This window comes from Salmonella sp. A29-2 (assembly GCF_020150755.1).
In the GTDB taxonomy this organism is placed as follows: Bacteria; Pseudomonadota; Gammaproteobacteria; order Enterobacterales; family Enterobacteriaceae; genus Salmonella; species Salmonella enterica.
The window spans coordinates 1603402-1619768 of the sequence record NZ_CP083731.1 but is presented as its reverse complement, the minus strand read 5'-3'; the positions used below and the strand labels follow the sequence as shown (position 1 = coordinate 1619768).

General features: G+C 49.9%; 12 protein-coding genes. 6 read left to right on the top strand and 6 right to left on the bottom strand.

Translation table 11 applies throughout. The features are described 5' to 3' along the window. Window positions 1-89: 89 nt before the first annotated feature. The 3 genes from gyrA to K8W53_RS07800 all read right to left on the bottom strand — a co-directional run bounded on the left by gyrA (window position 90) and on the right by K8W53_RS07800 (window position 5678). Window positions 90-2726 (bottom strand): DNA topoisomerase (ATP-hydrolyzing) subunit A, encoded by a 2637-nt coding sequence (gyrA, locus tag K8W53_RS07810; RefSeq protein WP_001281216.1) that lies wholly within the window; start codon window positions 2724-2726, stop codon window positions 90-92. A 409-nt stretch (window positions 2727-3135) separates the two neighbouring features. Then, entirely contained in the window at window positions 3136-4338 is a 1203-nt protein-coding gene (locus K8W53_RS07805; protein ID WP_000705581.1) for a mandelate racemase/muconate lactonizing enzyme family protein, read from the bottom strand. A 14-nt stretch (window positions 4339-4352) separates the two neighbouring features. Beyond that, window positions 4353-5678: an MFS transporter gene (locus K8W53_RS07800; protein ID WP_000098078.1), complete on the bottom strand. Its 1326-nt coding sequence runs from the start codon at window positions 5676-5678 to the stop codon at window positions 4353-4355. Window positions 5679-5727: 49 nt separating this feature from the next. Here K8W53_RS07800 and K8W53_RS07795 point away from each other — a divergent pair, with 49 nt between their 5' ends. The 5 genes from K8W53_RS07795 (at window position 5728) to yfaE (ending at window position 11561) form a co-directional block, all read left to right on the top strand. Next, on the top strand, window positions 5728-6612 hold the full coding sequence (locus tag K8W53_RS07795) for a GntR family transcriptional regulator (RefSeq protein WP_000944714.1): 885 nt from the start codon (window positions 5728-5730) through the stop codon (window positions 6610-6612). Window positions 6613-6694: 82 nt separating this feature from the next. Beyond that, on the top strand, window positions 6695-7423 hold the full coding sequence (gene ubiG, locus K8W53_RS07790; RefSeq protein WP_001091009.1) for a bifunctional 2-polyprenyl-6-hydroxyphenol methylase/3-demethylubiquinol 3-O-methyltransferase UbiG: 729 nt from the start codon (window positions 6695-6697) through the stop codon (window positions 7421-7423). Between the two features lie 355 nt (window positions 7424-7778). Beyond that, complete coding sequence (gene nrdA, locus K8W53_RS07785; protein WP_001076494.1) at window positions 7779-10064, top strand: class 1a ribonucleoside-diphosphate reductase subunit alpha; 2286 nt, start codon at window positions 7779-7781, stop codon at window positions 10062-10064. A 112-nt stretch (window positions 10065-10176) separates the two neighbouring features. Beyond that, the gene (nrdB, locus tag K8W53_RS07780) at window positions 10177-11307 is read left to right on the top strand and encodes a class Ia ribonucleoside-diphosphate reductase subunit beta (RefSeq protein ID WP_000332026.1); all 1131 of its coding nucleotides are present in this window, start codon (window positions 10177-10179) and stop codon (window positions 11305-11307) included. Further along, complete coding sequence (gene yfaE, locus K8W53_RS07775) at window positions 11307-11561, top strand: ferredoxin-like diferric-tyrosyl radical cofactor maintenance protein YfaE (protein ID WP_000533921.1); 255 nt, start codon at window positions 11307-11309, stop codon at window positions 11559-11561. Before nrdB ends, yfaE begins: the two co-directional genes overlap by 1 nt. Before the next feature lies 1 nt (window position 11562). Here yfaE and K8W53_RS07770 read toward each other — a convergent pair whose 3' ends face one another. Continuing rightward, window positions 11563-12753 carry an MFS transporter gene (locus tag K8W53_RS07770; RefSeq protein ID WP_039520738.1) on the bottom strand — a complete coding sequence of 397 codons (1191 nt, stop codon included), beginning with the start codon at window positions 12751-12753 and terminating at the stop codon, window positions 11563-11565. Window positions 12754-12914: 161 nt separating this feature from the next. Here K8W53_RS07770 and K8W53_RS07765 point away from each other — a divergent pair, with 161 nt between their 5' ends. Further along, window positions 12915-13793, top strand: coding sequence for a LysR family transcriptional regulator (locus K8W53_RS07765; protein WP_023224207.1), 879 nt, complete (start codon window positions 12915-12917; stop codon window positions 13791-13793). A 115-nt stretch (window positions 13794-13908) separates the two neighbouring features. Here K8W53_RS07765 and glpQ read toward each other — a convergent pair whose 3' ends face one another. Next, entirely contained in the window at window positions 13909-14979 is a 1071-nt protein-coding gene (gene glpQ / locus K8W53_RS07760; RefSeq protein ID WP_000858952.1) for a glycerophosphodiester phosphodiesterase, read from the bottom strand. A gap of 4 nt (window positions 14980-14983) precedes the next feature. Further along, window positions 14984-16342 (bottom strand): glycerol-3-phosphate transporter, encoded by a 1359-nt coding sequence (glpT, locus tag K8W53_RS07755; RefSeq protein ID WP_000948739.1) that lies wholly within the window; start codon window positions 16340-16342, stop codon window positions 14984-14986. Window positions 16343-16367 lie beyond the last annotated feature (25 nt).

Here is a 16367-nt window from a genome sequence, read left to right as displayed (position 1 = left end):
ATAGAGTGTGACTAAGGTAGCGGTAAATGACGTAGCCCGCAACGGCAAAGAAAAAGGGCCGGATATCCGGCCCTCGCACAGCAATAACATTACTCGTCAGCGTCATCCGCAACGTCGTCATCGCTTTCCGCTTCCGGGGCGATATCCTCATCCCCTTCCGCCACGCTGCCGTCGATAGCGTCGAGTTCTTCGTCATCTACCGGTTCAGCAACGCGTTGCAGACCCACCACGTTTTCATCTTCCGCCGTGCGGATAAGGATAACGCCCTGGGTATTACGTCCCACTACGCTGATCTCGGACACACGGGTACGCACCAGAGTACCGGCATCCGTGATCATCATGATCTGGTCGCAATCGTCTACCTGTACCGCACCGACAACGGAACCGTTGCGCTCGGTCACTTTGATAGAGATAACGCCCTGCGTCGCACGAGACTTGGTCGGGTACTCGTCCGCTGCGGTACGCTTCCCGTAGCCGTTTTGCGTTACGGTCAGAATAGCGCCTTCGCCGCGTGGGATGATCAGAGAGACGACTTTATCGTCTCCCGCCAGCTTAATACCGCGCACACCGGTCGCGGTACGCCCCATCGCACGGACGGCGTCTTCTTTGAAGCGCACCACTTTACCCGCGGCCGAGAACAGCATGACTTCGTCAGAACCAGAAGTCAGGTCAACGCCAATCAGCTCGTCGCCGTCGTTGAGGTTCACCGCGATAATACCGGCGGAACGCGGACGGCTGAATTCGGTCAGCGCCGTTTTCTTCACGGTACCGCTGGCGGTCGCCATAAAGACGTTGACGCCTTCTTCGTACTCACGAACCGGCAGAATCGCGGTGATACGTTCGTTGGCTTCCAGCGGCAGCAGGTTGACGATCGGACGACCGCGCGCGCCACGGCTGGCTTCCGGCAGCTGATAGACCTTCATCCAGTACAGACGGCCCCGGCTGGAGAAGCAGAGGATGGTGTCATGGGTGTTGGCCACCAGCAGGCGGTCGATAAAGTCTTCTTCTTTAATACGCGCGGCAGATTTACCTTTCCCACCACGACGTTGCGCTTCGTAATCCGTCAGCGGTTGATACTTGACGTAACCCTGGTGAGACAGCGTCACGACAACATCTTCCTGGCTAATCAGATCTTCGATATTAATATCGGCGCTGTTGGCGGTGATTTCGGTACGACGCTCATCGCCGAACTGATCGCGAATTAACTCCATCTCTTCGCGGATCACTTCCATCAGGCGATCGGCGCTGCCCAGAATGTGCAGCAGTTCAGCAATCTGCTCCAGCAACTCTTTGTATTCGTCGAGCAGTTTTTCATGCTCCAGGCCGGTCAGTTTCTGCAAACGCAGATCCAGAATCGCCTGCGCCTGCTGTTCAGTCAGGTAGTACTGACCGTCACGCACGCCAAATTCTGGCTCCAGCCATTCCGGACGCGCGGCGTCATCACCGGCGCGCTCCAGCATCGCAGCAACGTTGCCCAGGTCCCACGGACGCGAAATCAGCGCCGCTTTCGCTTCCGCCGGCGTCGGCGCGCGGCGAATCAGTTCGATAATCGGGTCGATGTTAGCTAGCGCAATCGCCAGAGCTTCCAGGATATGCGCGCGGTCACGGGCTTTACGCAGTTCAAAAATAGTCCGACGCGTCACCACTTCACGGCGGTGGCGCACGAACGCTGAAATGATATCTTTCAGGTTCATGATCTTCGGCTGGCCGTGATGCAGCGCCACCATGTTAATACCGAAGGAAACCTGTAGCTGGGTCTGGGAGTAGAGATTATTAAGCACCACCTCGCCCACCGCATCGCGTTTTACTTCAATCACGATGCGCATCCCGTCTTTGTCGGATTCGTCACGCAGCGCGCTGATGCCTTCCACGCGTTTATCTTTCACCAGCTCGGCGATTTTCTCGATCAGGCGCGCTTTGTTCACCTGATAGGGAATTTCATGGACGATGATAGTTTCACGGCCCGTTTTCGCGTCAGCTTCAACTTCCGCGCGGGCGCGAATGTACACTTTGCCACGACCGGTGCGGTAGGCTTCTTCGATACCACGACGACCGTTGATGATCGCGGCGGTCGGGAAGTCCGGACCCGGAATATGTTCCATCAGCCCTTCAATGCTGATGTCTTCGTTGTCGATATACGCCAGGCAGCCGTTAATCACTTCCGTCAGGTTGTGCGGCGGGATATTCGTCGCCATACCAACTGCTATACCGGAAGAACCGTTCACCAGCAGATTCGGAATTTTGGTCGGCATGACGTCCGGAATTTTTTCCGTACCGTCATAGTTATCCACGAAATCCACCGTCTCTTTTTCGAGATCGGCCATCAGTTCGTGGGCGATTTTCGCCAGACGGATCTCCGTATAACGCATTGCCGCCGCGGAGTCGCCGTCAATAGAACCGAAGTTACCCTGACCATCCACCAGCATGTAACGCAGCGAGAATGGCTGCGCCATACGAACGATGGTGTTATACACTGCGAAATCGCCGTGGGGATGGTATTTACCGATTACGTCACCAACGACACGGGCAGATTTTTTATAGGCTTTGTTCCAGTCATTGCCCAATACGTTCATGGCGTAAAGTACGCGACGGTGTACCGGCTTCAGGCCATCTCGGACATCCGGCAGCGCACGGCCAACAATGACCGACATCGCATAATCCAGATAGGAGCTCTTCAGCTCTTCCTCAATGTTGACCGGTGTAATTTCTCTCGCAAGGTCGCTCATCTAACCGCTATCCCTCTACTGTATCCCGGATTCAAAGGTCGCAAATTATAACACATTCGCCCACGTACTGGTAAACGGAATGCAGCCAGACAATGCTTTATTCGGGTGCCGCATGCTCTCTTCATTTATAAGCGTGGTCTCGGCGTTTATTGGCGATCGGCTTCAGAGGCGACACAGGGGAGATCGGGGCCTGGCCAGCAAGAGGCTGGAAAATCAATACCTCCCGTGTATACCCGTCATACTTCAAGTTTCATGTGCGTTGGCGGCGAGTTACTCGGCCCATCCCTGGGCCTCGCCCCGTCGGGGTTAGCGCAAGCGCTGTTCAAGACGGTTAACCATTTTATCCTGCAACTCGAATTATTTAGGGGATATGCCGGGAGGCATAAACCATAATCAGTATCACCAGATGCTATTTAATCACATAGGCCAGATATTCTTTCACTACCTCATCGTTTAATTCCTGACCCAATCCGGGCTGTTCCGGCGCGACATAATAGCCATTTTCCGGTTGATAATCGTGGGTACAAAGTTCCCGAATAGATGCTTTCATCGCATTGGTATGATGCTCATGAATAATAAAGTTGGGAATTGCTGTTTCCATATGCAGCGCGGCTACCGTGGAAACAGGACCGCCGCAAACATGCACCTGTACAGTGGTGTCATAAATATTAGCATAGTCACAGATTTTCTTTCCTTCGGTAATTCCGCCGCAGAGACACAAATCAGGTTGCGCTACGGCAATAGACTGCTTCTCCAGTAATTCCCTGTATCCCCATCTTGTGTAGGAACGCTCGCCAGTGGCGATTGGAATCGTTGTTGAACGGGAAACTTTCTGCATATTATCAGAATTTAATGGATGGATCGGTTCTTCATAAAGAAAGATACGATACTTTTCTATCGCCTTCGCAAATTGAATAGCTGAGTTTGTACCGAGAAGAGAATGGATTTCCACGATAATATCAGCATCATCCCCCATTGCTTCACGCATAGCGGCAATTCGCGCTTCCCCCATTTTTAATTGATCGGCCAGTAACAATCCTGAATAGTTACGATTTTTATTCTGAAAAACACAGTCATCGCCATTACGATCGATTTCGAGTGGATCCACTTTAATCGCATCATATCCATCGTCAAGAGCCGCACGCGCCGCCTCAGCATATTCATCAGGTGTCACTAATATCTGGCGTTTATCCCCCCAACCAAATTGTAACTGACTAGCATAGGTTCTTAATTTTTCATTAGTTTTCCCGCCAAGGAGCTGATAAACAGGTACACCTAAATATTTACCTTTGATATCCCAAAGAGCAATATCAATAGCGCTCATTCCGGCATAAAAAACGTTCCCGCCCCCCATCCCCCAAAAAGTCTTTCTGAAAAAGAACTCCCAAATTTTTTCGATATTTAGTGGATCTTCACCCACAATCAATGGCGCCAGATCTCTGATGATCCCTACGCCAGCTTTAGCGCCTGCGCCATAGGCCAGTCCTACTTCGCCAATACCACTTAATCCTGAGTCGGTATTCACCCGAATAAGTACTGGATTATAGGAGGACATCGTTTGATCTCTTTTTTTTAATTCACAGTCAAAAACTTCAATAGACGTAATTTTCATAATTTCTCCATTTATCAGGTTCGTGATACAACATTTGTTTGTTGGCTTTTTTCTTTTTTCACATCAATTTTCATTAACGCCAGAACGGCTACCGCAGCGAAGCAAAGTATTGCCTCTACAATAAATATTCCTGTCGCACCATAATGAGTAGAAACGAATCCCAGTGACTTATTAATCAGGAATCCGCCAAGACTTGAACATGAGTTAATAAACGCAATGCTGATAGCCAACCCTGACGGCGACAATAATGCAGAAGGCAGCGCCCAGTAAGGTCCGTAATAGCTGAGGATCCCAACACCATAGAACGTTAGCCCCAGCATTCTCAGCGACATTGAGGGGACAAGAGCAATCATCAGAAAACCACAGCCTGCCAGAAACATGGGTAATGCAGCATGCCATTTTCGTTCATTCTTTTTATCGGAATGCCAGCCCCACCAGGGCATGCTGAACATAGCGAAAATAAACGGAATACTCATGATTAAACCAACGTCAGTATCCGTAAAATCAGCTGAAAATCCCTTCACCAACCCCGGCAACCAATAGTTTGCCGCCAGAGCAGCCGCCTGAATCAACATGTAGGCGAAAGAAAGCTGAAGCAAAACTGGATTTTTGATTACGGAAAGAAAGGATGAGTTGGTATTTTTATTTAATGCAGCTGCGGTTTCATTGTCAGTGCGTAATTTATTAACTAAGGCCGATATCTGCTGTGGCGTAAGCCATTTAGCCTTTTCTGGACTGTCAGGCAGTAAATAAAATGTCAGGATGCCAAGGAATACGGTAGGGATACCTTCAATAGCAAAAAGCCAGCGCCAGCCTTCATAATCCGGGGTATTCAAATGCTCGATGATCCAACCAGACATCGGCGCAGCCAATACCGATGCTACAGCAATAGATAACATGAAGAAACTATTGACTTTTCCGCGTTCACGAGCCGGGAACCAGCATGCAAGATAATAAACCATGCCCGGGAAAAAGCCAGCTTCAAATACCCCCAAAAAAATGCGAGCCAGCAAAATATGTTGAGTATCTTTAGCAAAAAAAATCAGCCCTGTTACCGCTCCCCAGCCGATAATAATGGAACTAATCCATTTTCTTGCACCAAGCTTTTGCAAGCCAATGCTACTCGGAATTTGAAAGATTAAATATGATATGAAGAATATAGAAGAAATATTAGCGAAATCCTCAGGCGTAATACCGAGAGATTCATTCATGCGTAATGCAGCAAACCCAATATTGACACGATCCATATAGTTAAAAAAGTAAAGAATAAAGGCCAAAGGAATGATTTTCCTTTTTACAATACGAATTGCATCGTATAAATTTTCTTGTGGACTACTCATTTTGCATCACCTTTTATGATTCAATGAATAAGGGTATTGACCGGAATCGATGTTACGTAAAAAACAATACAATTCAAAAGCTAATGTGTCATATCTGATATATCAGCAAGCAAACTTAATGAAATATACAATAACAACAATAAAGTATGTAAATTTTCTTATATCTGATATATTAGATCCGTTAATTTTGAATAAATTAATTACAATGGAGCCGGGTTTAACCATGGAGGAGAAGAAAATGAAAAATAGATTAAAGCGTGACTTTAGTCACATATCAATTGAAATACCCAAATCCATCACCCAGGTGATTAAAGAGAAAATAAGGGAGATGATTATCCATGGCGATTTCGATCTTGGGCAAGCGATCAGTGAAAATGAACTATCAAATATTCTGATGGTAAGTAAAACACCAATTCGTGAAGCTTTTATTTGGCTGAGCTATAATGAAAACCTGGTCAACATCATTCCCCGCAGTGGGACATTTGTTTTTTCTGTCACCGACGAGGATATCAATGATCTCATCAAAATGAGGGTTATCCTTGAACAGGGCGCAATTCGTGAAGCGATGGAGAAAAATGCTAACAATGTCATAGTCGAATTAAGCAATATTTTATCGAAGTCAGCAAAAATTAATGCAGAGCGAGATACGCAAGCTTACCTCAAACTGGATCATGATTTTCATTATGTTTTTGTGAAATATGCCGATAATAAATACATTTCACAAGCACACCTGTTGATCTCAGCACGTTTATTGGCAATTCGCTACAGACTGGATTTTACCGCTGAATATATCACCAGCTCTAACCGTGGACATGCCACTATTTTGGATATGTTAAAAAACAACAACGTCGAGGGCGTCTGTAATTTTATCACGCACCACATCGGTAGCGGTTTTACAGAACGCGCAAGAAAACTTCTTGCGCTGAAAGCGTAATAAAGACGGCAGTAGATATAACGCAGCGACTTTGCACCTGCTATACTGCCCCGATAGATCAATAGCGGAATCTCATGTACTCATGAACACTGAAAAACCGTCGGTAGCTCACAACGTTGACCATAATGAAATCGCCAAATTCGAAGCCGTCGCGTCGCGCTGGTGGGATCTGGAGGGCGAATTCAAGCCATTGCATCGCATCAACCCTCTACGCCTTGGCTACATTACTGAGCGCTCAGGCGGCCTGTTTGGTAAAAAGGTGCTCGACGTCGGCTGCGGCGGCGGCATTCTGGCGGAAAGTATGGCACGCGAAGGCGCAACCGTCACCGGGCTGGATATGGGCTTTGAGCCTTTGCAGGTCGCCAAACTGCATGCGCTGGAAAGCGGCATTGAGGTAGAGTACGTGCAGGAGACGGTTGAGGAACATGCGGCAAAACACGCCCAGCAATACGACGTCGTCACCTGTATGGAAATGCTGGAGCACGTTCCCGATCCGCAATCGGTCGTCCACGCCTGCGCCCAACTGGTTAAACCCGGCGGCGAGGTGTTCTTCTCAACGTTGAACCGCAATGGGAAATCCTGGCTGATGGCGGTCGTCGGCGCTGAGTATATTCTGCGCATGGTGCCAAAAGGCACGCACGACGTGAAGAAATTCATTAAGCCTGCTGAACTGTTAAGCTGGGTAGATGAAACCGTCCTGAAAGAGCAACATATCACCGGGCTGCACTACAACCCAATAACCAATACTTTCAAACTCGGTCCCGGAGTAGACGTTAACTACATGTTGCATACCCGCGCTAAAAAAGCCTGACATCAAAGAATTTTCCTATAAGGGTTGCGTTAGATCATCGAGCGCAACCTTTCTCTTCGATGAAGAAATCAGCATTCGATCAAATTTTGATTTTTTTTTATGAATTGTTGACATCCTCTCCAGGCCTTATCAGACGCGCATTTAGCGATTCTTACGCTTTTGCAACCGCAATTTAACGCCAAAATCAACTCTTGTACTCAAAAGAATCCCTACTAGAATACTCACCATATAGCGTTTCACTTATCGATCACCCCCTATATATAGTATTTATCCACAGAGTTAGTCACAACGTGGCGTTGTGGATAAGCGGGGGGATATTTTTCTTTCACGGACAGGTAAACAGGTAGAAAACCACATGAATCAGAGTCTGCTGGTGACAAAGCGTGACGGCCGTACTGAGCGCATCAATCTCGACAAAATTCATCGCGTGCTTGATTGGGCGGCAGAAGGACTGAATAACGTATCGGTTTCTCAGGTCGAGCTACGCTCGCATATTCAGTTTTATGATGGGATTAAGACCTCCGATATCCATGAAACTATCATTAAGGCCGCCGCAGACCTGATCTCTCGCGATGCGCCGGATTATCAATACCTGGCTGCGCGTCTGGCGATTTTCCACCTGCGTAAGAAAGCCTTCGGCCAGTTTGAGCCGCCCGCACTTTACCACCATGTGGTAAAAATGGTTGAGCTTGGCAAATACGACAATCATCTGCTGGAAGACTACACGGAAGAAGAGTTCAAGCAGATGGATTCGTTTATCGTTCACGATCGCGATATGACCTTCTCCTACGCTGCCGTTAAGCAGCTGGAAGGGAAATATCTGGTGCAAAACCGCGTGACCGGCGAAATCTATGAAAGCGCACAGTTCCTCTACATTCTGGTAGCGGCCTGCCTGTTCTCGAACTACCCGCGTGAAACGCGTCTTGACTATGTAAAACGTTTTTACGATGCGGTCTCTACGTTCAAAATCTCGCTGCCGACGCCCATCATGTCCGGTGTGCGTACCCCAACCCGTCAGTTCAGCTCCTGCGTACTGATCGAGTGTGGCGACAGTCTGGATTCCATCAACGCCACCTCCAGCGCTATCGTGAAATACGTTTCTCAGCGCGCCGGTATCGGTATCAACGCTGGCCGCATTCGTGCGCTGGGCAGCCCGATTCGTGGCGGCGAAGCGTTCCACACCGGCTGTATTCCGTTCTACAAGCACTTCCAGACGGCGGTGAAATCCTGCTCGCAGGGCGGCGTGCGCGGCGGCGCGGCGACACTGTTCTACCCGATGTGGCACCTGGAAGTGGAAAGCCTGCTGGTACTGAAAAACAACCGTGGCGTGGAAGGTAACCGCGTACGTCACATGGACTACGGCGTACAGATCAACAAACTGATGTATACCCGCCTGCTGAAGGGCGGCGACATTACGCTGTTCAGTCCGTCCGATGTACCCGGGCTATACGATGCGTTCTTCGCCGACCAGGACGAATTCGAACGCCTGTACGTGAAATATGAAAACGACGACAGCATCCGCAAACAGCGTGTGAAAGCGGTCGAACTGTTCTCGCTGATGATGCAGGAACGCGCCTCTACCGGTCGTATCTATATCCAGAACGTTGACCACTGCAATACTCACAGTCCGTTCGATCCGGTTGTCGCCCCGGTACGCCAGTCTAACCTGTGTCTGGAGATTGCCCTGCCGACCAAACCGCTGAACGATGTCAACGATGAAAACGGCGAAATTGCGTTATGTACGTTGTCTGCATTCAACCTGGGCGCCATTAAAACTCTGGACGAGCTGGAAGAACTGGCTATTCTGGCAGTACGCGCTTTGGATGCTCTGCTCGATTATCAGGATTACCCGATTCCGGCTGCCAAACGCGGCGCAATGGGCCGTCGTACGCTGGGCATTGGCGTGATTAACTTCGCCTACTGGCTGGCGAAAAACGGTAAGCGTTATTCCGACGGCAGCGCCAATAATCTGACGCATAAAACCTTCGAAGCCATTCAGTACTATCTGCTTAAAGCGTCCAACGAACTGGCGAAAGAGCAAGGCGCCTGCCCATGGTTCAACGAAACCACCTATGCAAAAGGCATTTTGCCGATCGACACCTACAAAAAAGATCTGGATGCGATCGTCAACGAACCGCTGCACTACGACTGGGAACAGCTGCGTGAGTCGATCAAAACCCACGGTCTGCGTAACTCCACGCTATCGGCGCTAATGCCGTCGGAAACGTCATCCCAGATCTCCAACGCCACCAACGGTATCGAACCACCGCGCGGCTACGTCAGCATCAAGGCCTCGAAAGACGGTATTTTGCGTCAGGTCGTGCCGGATTATGAGCATCTGAAAGACGCTTACGAACTGTTGTGGGAGATGCCGAACAACGACGGTTATCTGCAACTGGTGGGTATCATGCAGAAGTTTATCGATCAGTCGATTTCCGCCAATACCAACTACGATCCGTCACGTTTCCCGTCAGGAAAAGTGCCGATGCAGCAACTGCTGAAAGATTTGCTCACCGCGTATAAGTTTGGCGTGAAAACTCTGTACTATCAAAATACCCGCGACGGCGCGGAAGATGCGCAGGACGATTTGGCGCCTTCTATTCAGGACGATGGCTGCGAAAGCGGCGCTTGTAAGATCTGATGAATAGTGCCGGGTAGCGCTATGCTTACCCGGCCTACGATTGTACGGTTTGTAGGCCGGATAAGGCGCTTGCGCCGCCATCCGGCGCTCATCCCATAAAGGATTCACTTCAATGGCATACACCACTTTTTCACAGACGAAAAACGATCAGCTCAAGGAACCCATGTTCTTTGGCCAGCCGGTCAACGTTGCACGCTATGACCAGCAGAAATATGACATCTTCGAAAAACTGATCGAAAAGCAGCTCTCTTTCTTCTGGCGTCCGGAAGAGGTCGACGTCTCCCGCGATCGTATCGATTATCAGGCGTTGCCGGAGCACGAAAAACATATCTTCATCAGCAACCTCAAATACCAGACGCTGCTGGATTCCATTCAGGGACGTAGCCCGAACGTCGCCCTGCTGCCGCTCATTTCCATCCCGGAGCTGGAGACGTGGGTAGAGACCTGGGCGTTTTCTGAGACGATTCACTCACGATCCTACACCCACATTATTCGTAACATCGTCAACGATCCGGCTGTCGTTTTTGACGATATCGTGACCAATGAGCAAATTCAGAAGCGCGCCGAAGGGATCTCCGCCTACTACGACGAACTTATTGAGATGACCAGTTACTGGCACCTGCTCGGTGAAGGCACCCATACCGTTAATGGCAAAACGGTTGTCGTGAATCTGCGTGAGCTGAAGAAAAAACTGTATCTGTGCCTGATGAGCGTGAACGCGCTGGAAGCCATCCGCTTCTACGTCAGCTTCGCCTGCTCTTTCGCATTTGCCGAGCGTGAACTGATGGAAGGCAACGCCAAAATTATCCGTCTGATCGCCCGTGACGAAGCTCTGCATCTGACCGGCACGCAACATATGCTGAACCTGTTGCGTAGCGGCGTGGACGACCCGGAGATGGCGGAAATCGCCGAAGAGTGTAAACAGGAATGTTATGACCTGTTCGTGCAGGCGGCGCAGCAGGAAAAAGAGTGGGCGGACTATCTGTTCCGCGACGGTTCGATGATCGGCCTGAATAAAGATATCCTGTGCCAATACGTTGAATATATTACTAATATTCGCATGCAGGCGGTGGGGCTGGATCTGCCGTTCCAGACCCGCTCCAACCCAATCCCGTGGATCAATACCTGGCTGGTGTCCGATAACGTTCAGGTCGCGCCACAGGAAGTGGAAGTTAGCTCTTATCTGGTCGGACAAATCGATTCGGAAGTCGATACCGACGATCTGAGTAATTTCCAGCTCTGATGGGACGCGTCACGCTGCGTATCACTGGCACACAACTGCTGTGCCAGGATGAACACCCTTCTCTGCTGGCCGCGCTGGAATCGCATAACGTTGAGGTGGAGTATCAGTGCCGCGAAGGTTATTGCGGCTCCTGTCGTACCCGGCTGGTTGCCGGTCAGGTTGACTGGATTACGGAACCTTTAGCGTTTATCCAGCCGGGAGAGATTTTGCCCTGCTGCTGCAGGGCAAAAGGCGATATCGAAATCGAGATGTAACTCAGTGCAACTCGCTGGTGGAAACCAAAGGCATCACGCCACGTTTTTTCATCTGCACGGCATACAGTGCGCCAGCGAGTACCACCAGCACCGCGCCAGCGACATAAATCATACGATAGCCAACCGACTCAACCATCATTCCCATGATAAAGGCGCCAATCGCCATTCCGGCATCCATCGCGTTAAAGAACAGTGAATTCGCCACGCCGATTTTATGCGGTTCAACCGAGCTGATAATTTGCGTCTGGAAAACCGGCGTGACCGAACCGTAGCCGATACCGATGAGACCGCCGGAAATAATCATCATGATGCTGCCATTGGTGTAGCCCAGCGCCACCAGACCGATGGTAAAAGCCAACAGGCATGGGAAAACAACATATTTCGGCCCTTTTTTATCACAAATATTCCCGGTGAAGGTACGGCATATCATCAGGAAAATCGCGTAGCACAGCAGGAAATTACTGGCCGCCGCCATTAAATCCAGCTCACGCGCATACAGCGCCAGGAAAGCCGAAACGCCGGCATAGGAGAAAGTCATAAAAAAGGTGACCATCGCAAAAGGCAAGGCGGCGCGGTCAAACATCGCGGCAAAACCCAGATTCGGTTTCGAACCATCGGCATGACGAATTACCGGAGGGACCGTCACAATCAGGGAAAGCACAATCCCTAACGCCGCTACAGCGGAACAAAGCCAGAATGCGGCAGTGAACGCGTTCCAGCGGGCCATATTCAAACCGATCCACGGTCCTACGACCATCGCCAGGCCCATCGCTAAAGAGAAAAAGCTGATGCCCTCTCCACGTCGGGAGGCCGGAATTAACCGCGCTGAAATAGTTCCTTTTACCGTGGTAATAACACCAAACGTAATCCCATGAAGTACGCGGATAAAGAGCAGCGACTCGATAGAATGGCAAACCGGATACAGCGCGGTAATCACCAAAAAAGCCAGAGAAGAGAGCACCAGAATCTTTTTATTCGAATATTTTCCCACCCACTGTCCGGCAAATGGCCGAATAACAATTGCCGCGGCCAGGAAACATGTCACTAACAGCCCGGCCTTATCTGCAGAAGCATGCAGGCGGTCAGCGATATAAATGGGTAATAAAGTTAGCAGTACATAAAAAACAAAAAAGATAATAAAACTTACTATGGTGATTGCCCAAAAATCCTTCGTCCATAATTTTTCTTTCATTCTTAACGACCCGCTCAGATGGCGCACGCAGGCAACGCTCAGCTCAACTGAACACCTATCAGGTGCGTCAAAATGTGATGTATTCGATAGAATCGCAGTATAAACAAGTGCACTCTATTAGAAAAATTAATCGTTTTAATTATATTGATTAGGTTTTACTAATGACATTAACCCAAATCCACGCCCTGCTTGCCGTACTGGAGTACGGCGGATTTACCGAAGCCAGCAAACGGCTATACATGACGCAATCCGCCGTCAGCCAGGCCATCTCCGCGCTTGAGGAGGAGCTCGGCGTTGATATATTGATTCGTGAGCGTCGTAAAGAGATTGAGCTTACCGCCGCCGGTAGCCGCATCGTCAAGCATTTACGCGCGATCCAGCGCGACGTCAACGCGGTAAAAGAGATTGCCGAACAAGAAAAAAAGAACCCGGCCCGTACGCTACGGATTGGCTGTTTTCCCAGCGCCTGCGCCTGCATTTTACCCGGCGTCATTCGCTATTTTGAAAGCCATCATCCAAATGTAAAAATTATCCCCTATGAAGAGAACAGTACGGCTATTATTGATTCGCTGCAGGACGGAAGTATTGATGCCGGTTTCGTTCCTTTTCCGGTCAACGGTATGTATTGCGTCCCCATTTACCGGGATAAATTCACCGTAGTGGTGCCTGAAAATCATCCCCTGGCGGCCAATAGTACAGTAACGGTCGAAGAACTGATGGACGAACCACTTATTGTCAGTAAAGGTCGTTATGAATTAAGCATTATGGCGTTGTTTAAAGAAAAGGGTATTGAGCCGATATTTAAATATGAATTTAACCATCCCGATACTGCGCTGAATTTTATTCGCCAGGGATTAGGTATCGCCTTATTGCCAGAATTAACCTTAAAAGCCACGACAGGAAAATTATGCTCCGTGGCGCTGGAACCCACCTTTTATCGACAAATTTCCCTGTTAGCAAAAGAACCGCCGGTAGAAGGAAGTCCGCTATTTTTATTACAAAAATGTATGGAAACACTGACCGATGAGGGGTTGCTATAAAACAACCCCGCCTGATGGTATTGCGTTTACCAGACTTACGCTGGCAAACGTTGCGCCAGGCCGGATGAGGCGTTTATGCCCTCATCCGGCGCGTCACTTCTACTATGGCAAACCTTTAGTCATTTTTTTGCAGGAACATGACCGCCTTATCCGGGAAGTCAGTGAACAGCCCGTCGACGCCCGCCTTGTTATACAGGATGTCGTACAACTGATTGACGTCTGTGGCATAGTCCGGCAATTGATCGGCACGCACAGTGTAAGGATGCACTACCATCTTATTCTGATGCGCGTCTTGCACCATTCCAGTCAGCTTGATATTCCCTTTCGTTGAGCCTTCCGCGACCAGCATATGGTAATCCGGACCAATACCGTCCGCATATTCCGCCACCTGCTTCATGGCGCCCGGCTTAAACATCCAGTCGTAGTTGTAATTTACCCAACGACCGTCCGGCTGTTTCTGCTGTGTTTCATTCCAGTCGGTATACGCAATAAGTTGAACCAGATTGAGATCCATCCCCATTTTGGGTTCCAGTTCATTCTTAATACGTTTCAGCTCAGCGACATCAAAACACTGCAAATAGACATTGTCCTGCTTGCCGGTGTAACCATACTTCTTCAGCACTTCCAGCGTTTTCGCGGCAATATCTTTCCCTTCCTGATGATGGAACCACGGCGCTTTAATTTCCGGATAAATACCGATATTTTTACCGGTAGAGTGATTTAATCCCTGAACGAATTCAATTTCCTCTTCAAAGGTATGAATGCGGAAATCAGATTTTCCCATCGGGAAACGGCCCGGATAAGTTTGTACTTTTTTGCCGTTTTCAATATCAAACCCTTCGGTAAACTTCAGGGATTTAATTTCATCCAGCGTAAAATCGATAGCGTAATAGCGCCCATCTTTACGCGCCCGGTCCGGAAAACGGTCAGCGACGTCAGTCACCCGGTCAAGGTAGTGGTCATGGAGGACGACCAGATGGTCGTCCTTTGTCATCACTAAATCCTGTTCCAGATAATCTGCCCCTTGCGCATACGCCATCGCTTTCGCCGGTAGCGTATGCTCCGGCAGATAACCGCTGGCGCCACGGTGGGCGATAACGACTTTTTCAGCCGCCACGGCGCCGCTTCCGATGGTCATTCCTGCCAACATTAACGCCACGCTAAGGTTTTTCAGTGTGGTTTTCATGTTATTAGCCTCCGTTGCGTTTTAACTGCAGCTCATCATGATGGCGTTTTTCACCAATCATCACGACCACCAGCAGGATTACCGCCAGAATGCTGCCGCCAATCATCACCATAAAGCCGCCATCCCAACCGAAGAAGTCAACGGTATAACCCACAATGGCGCTTGCAGCGACAGAACCGCCCAGGTAACCAAACAGACCGGTAAAGCCCGCCGCCGTACCCGCCGCTTTTTTCGGCGCCAGTTCCAGCGCGTGCAGACCGATCAACATTACCGGGCCGTAGATCAGGAAGCCGATGATAATCATACAAGCCATATCAACGTTCGGGTTTCCTGCCGGGTTCATCCAGTAAACGATGGTCGCGATAGTCACCAGGGTCATAAAGAACACGCCCGTCGCACCGCGGTTGCCGCGGAAGACTTTATCCGACATCCAGCCACACAGCAGCGTGCCCGGAATACCCGCGTATTCATACAGGAAATAGGCCCAGGAGGATTTATCCAGTGCGAAATGCTTCACTTCTTTCAGGTAGGTCGGCGACCAGTCGAGGATACCGTAGCGCAGCAGGTAGACGAACACGTTGGCGATAGCGATATACCACAGTAATTTGTTCGGCAGTACGTACTGCATGAAGATCTGCTTCGCAGTCAGCTCTTCTTCCGCTTTTTCGTTGTAGTCGTCCGGATAGTCGTTTTTATACTCTTCGATAGGCGGCAGACCGCAGGATTGCGGCGTATCGCGCATCATTGCGAAAGCGAACAGCGCCACCACAATCGCGCCAAAGGCTGGCATATAGAGCGCCGCTTTCCAGTCGTTAAACCACGCCATCCCCAGCAGGAACAGCAGTGGCGGGATCCCGCCGCCGACGTTATGCGCACAGTTCCAGACCGACACAATGCCGCCGCGCTCTTTCTGCGACCACCAGTGAACCATCGTACGTCCGCACGGCGGCCACCCCATCCCCTGGAACCAGCCGCAAAGGAACAACAGTACAAACATCACGGCGATGCTGGATGTCGCCCACGGTACAAAGCCCATAAACAACATGACTGCTGCGGCCAGAATCAACCCTGCCGGCAGAAAAACGCGCGGATTCGAGCGATCGGACACCGAACCCATTATAAATTTCGAAAAACCATAAGCGATGGAAATCCCGGACAGCGCAAAGCCCAGATCGCCGCGTGAAAAACCCTGTTCTACCAGGTAGGGCATCGCGAGGGCAAAGTTCTTGCGCACCAGATAATACGCGGCATAGCCAAAGAATATCCCCAGGAAAATCTGCCAGCGTAATCGGCGATAGGTCGGATCAATCTCCGCCGCTGGCAAGCGCGCTTTATGCGGCGCTGGTTTAAAAATACTCAACATATTGTAGCCTCCGTGGCCCGTATTT

What these genes read in the sequence shown, in the direction of transcription:
- gyrA (WP_001281216.1), bottom strand. Translation starts at nt 2,726, where the DNA reads ATGAGCGACCTTGCGAGAGAAATTACACCGGTCAACATTGAGGAAGAG.
- K8W53_RS07805 (WP_000705581.1), bottom strand. Translation starts at nt 4,338, where the DNA reads ATGAAAATTACGTCTATTGAAGTTTTTGACTGTGAATTAAAAAAAAGA.
- K8W53_RS07800 (WP_000098078.1), bottom strand. Translation starts at nt 5,678, where the DNA reads ATGAGTAGTCCACAAGAAAATTTATACGATGCAATTCGTATTGTAAAA.
- K8W53_RS07795 (WP_000944714.1), top strand. Translation starts at nt 5,728, where the DNA reads ATGTTACGTAAAAAACAATACAATTCAAAAGCTAATGTGTCATATCTG.
- ubiG (WP_001091009.1), top strand. Translation starts at nt 6,695, where the DNA reads ATGAACACTGAAAAACCGTCGGTAGCTCACAACGTTGACCATAATGAA.
- nrdA (WP_001076494.1), top strand. Translation starts at nt 7,779, where the DNA reads ATGAATCAGAGTCTGCTGGTGACAAAGCGTGACGGCCGTACTGAGCGC.
- nrdB (WP_000332026.1), top strand. Translation starts at nt 10,177, where the DNA reads ATGGCATACACCACTTTTTCACAGACGAAAAACGATCAGCTCAAGGAA.
- yfaE (WP_000533921.1), top strand. Translation starts at nt 11,307, where the DNA reads ATGGGACGCGTCACGCTGCGTATCACTGGCACACAACTGCTGTGCCAG.
- K8W53_RS07770 (WP_039520738.1), bottom strand. Translation starts at nt 12,753, where the DNA reads ATGAAAGAAAAATTATGGACGAAGGATTTTTGGGCAATCACCATAGTA.
- K8W53_RS07765 (WP_023224207.1), top strand. Translation starts at nt 12,915, where the DNA reads ATGACATTAACCCAAATCCACGCCCTGCTTGCCGTACTGGAGTACGGC.
- glpQ (WP_000858952.1), bottom strand. Translation starts at nt 14,979, where the DNA reads ATGAAAACCACACTGAAAAACCTTAGCGTGGCGTTAATGTTGGCAGGA.
- glpT (WP_000948739.1), bottom strand. Translation starts at nt 16,342, where the DNA reads ATGTTGAGTATTTTTAAACCAGCGCCGCATAAAGCGCGCTTGCCAGCG.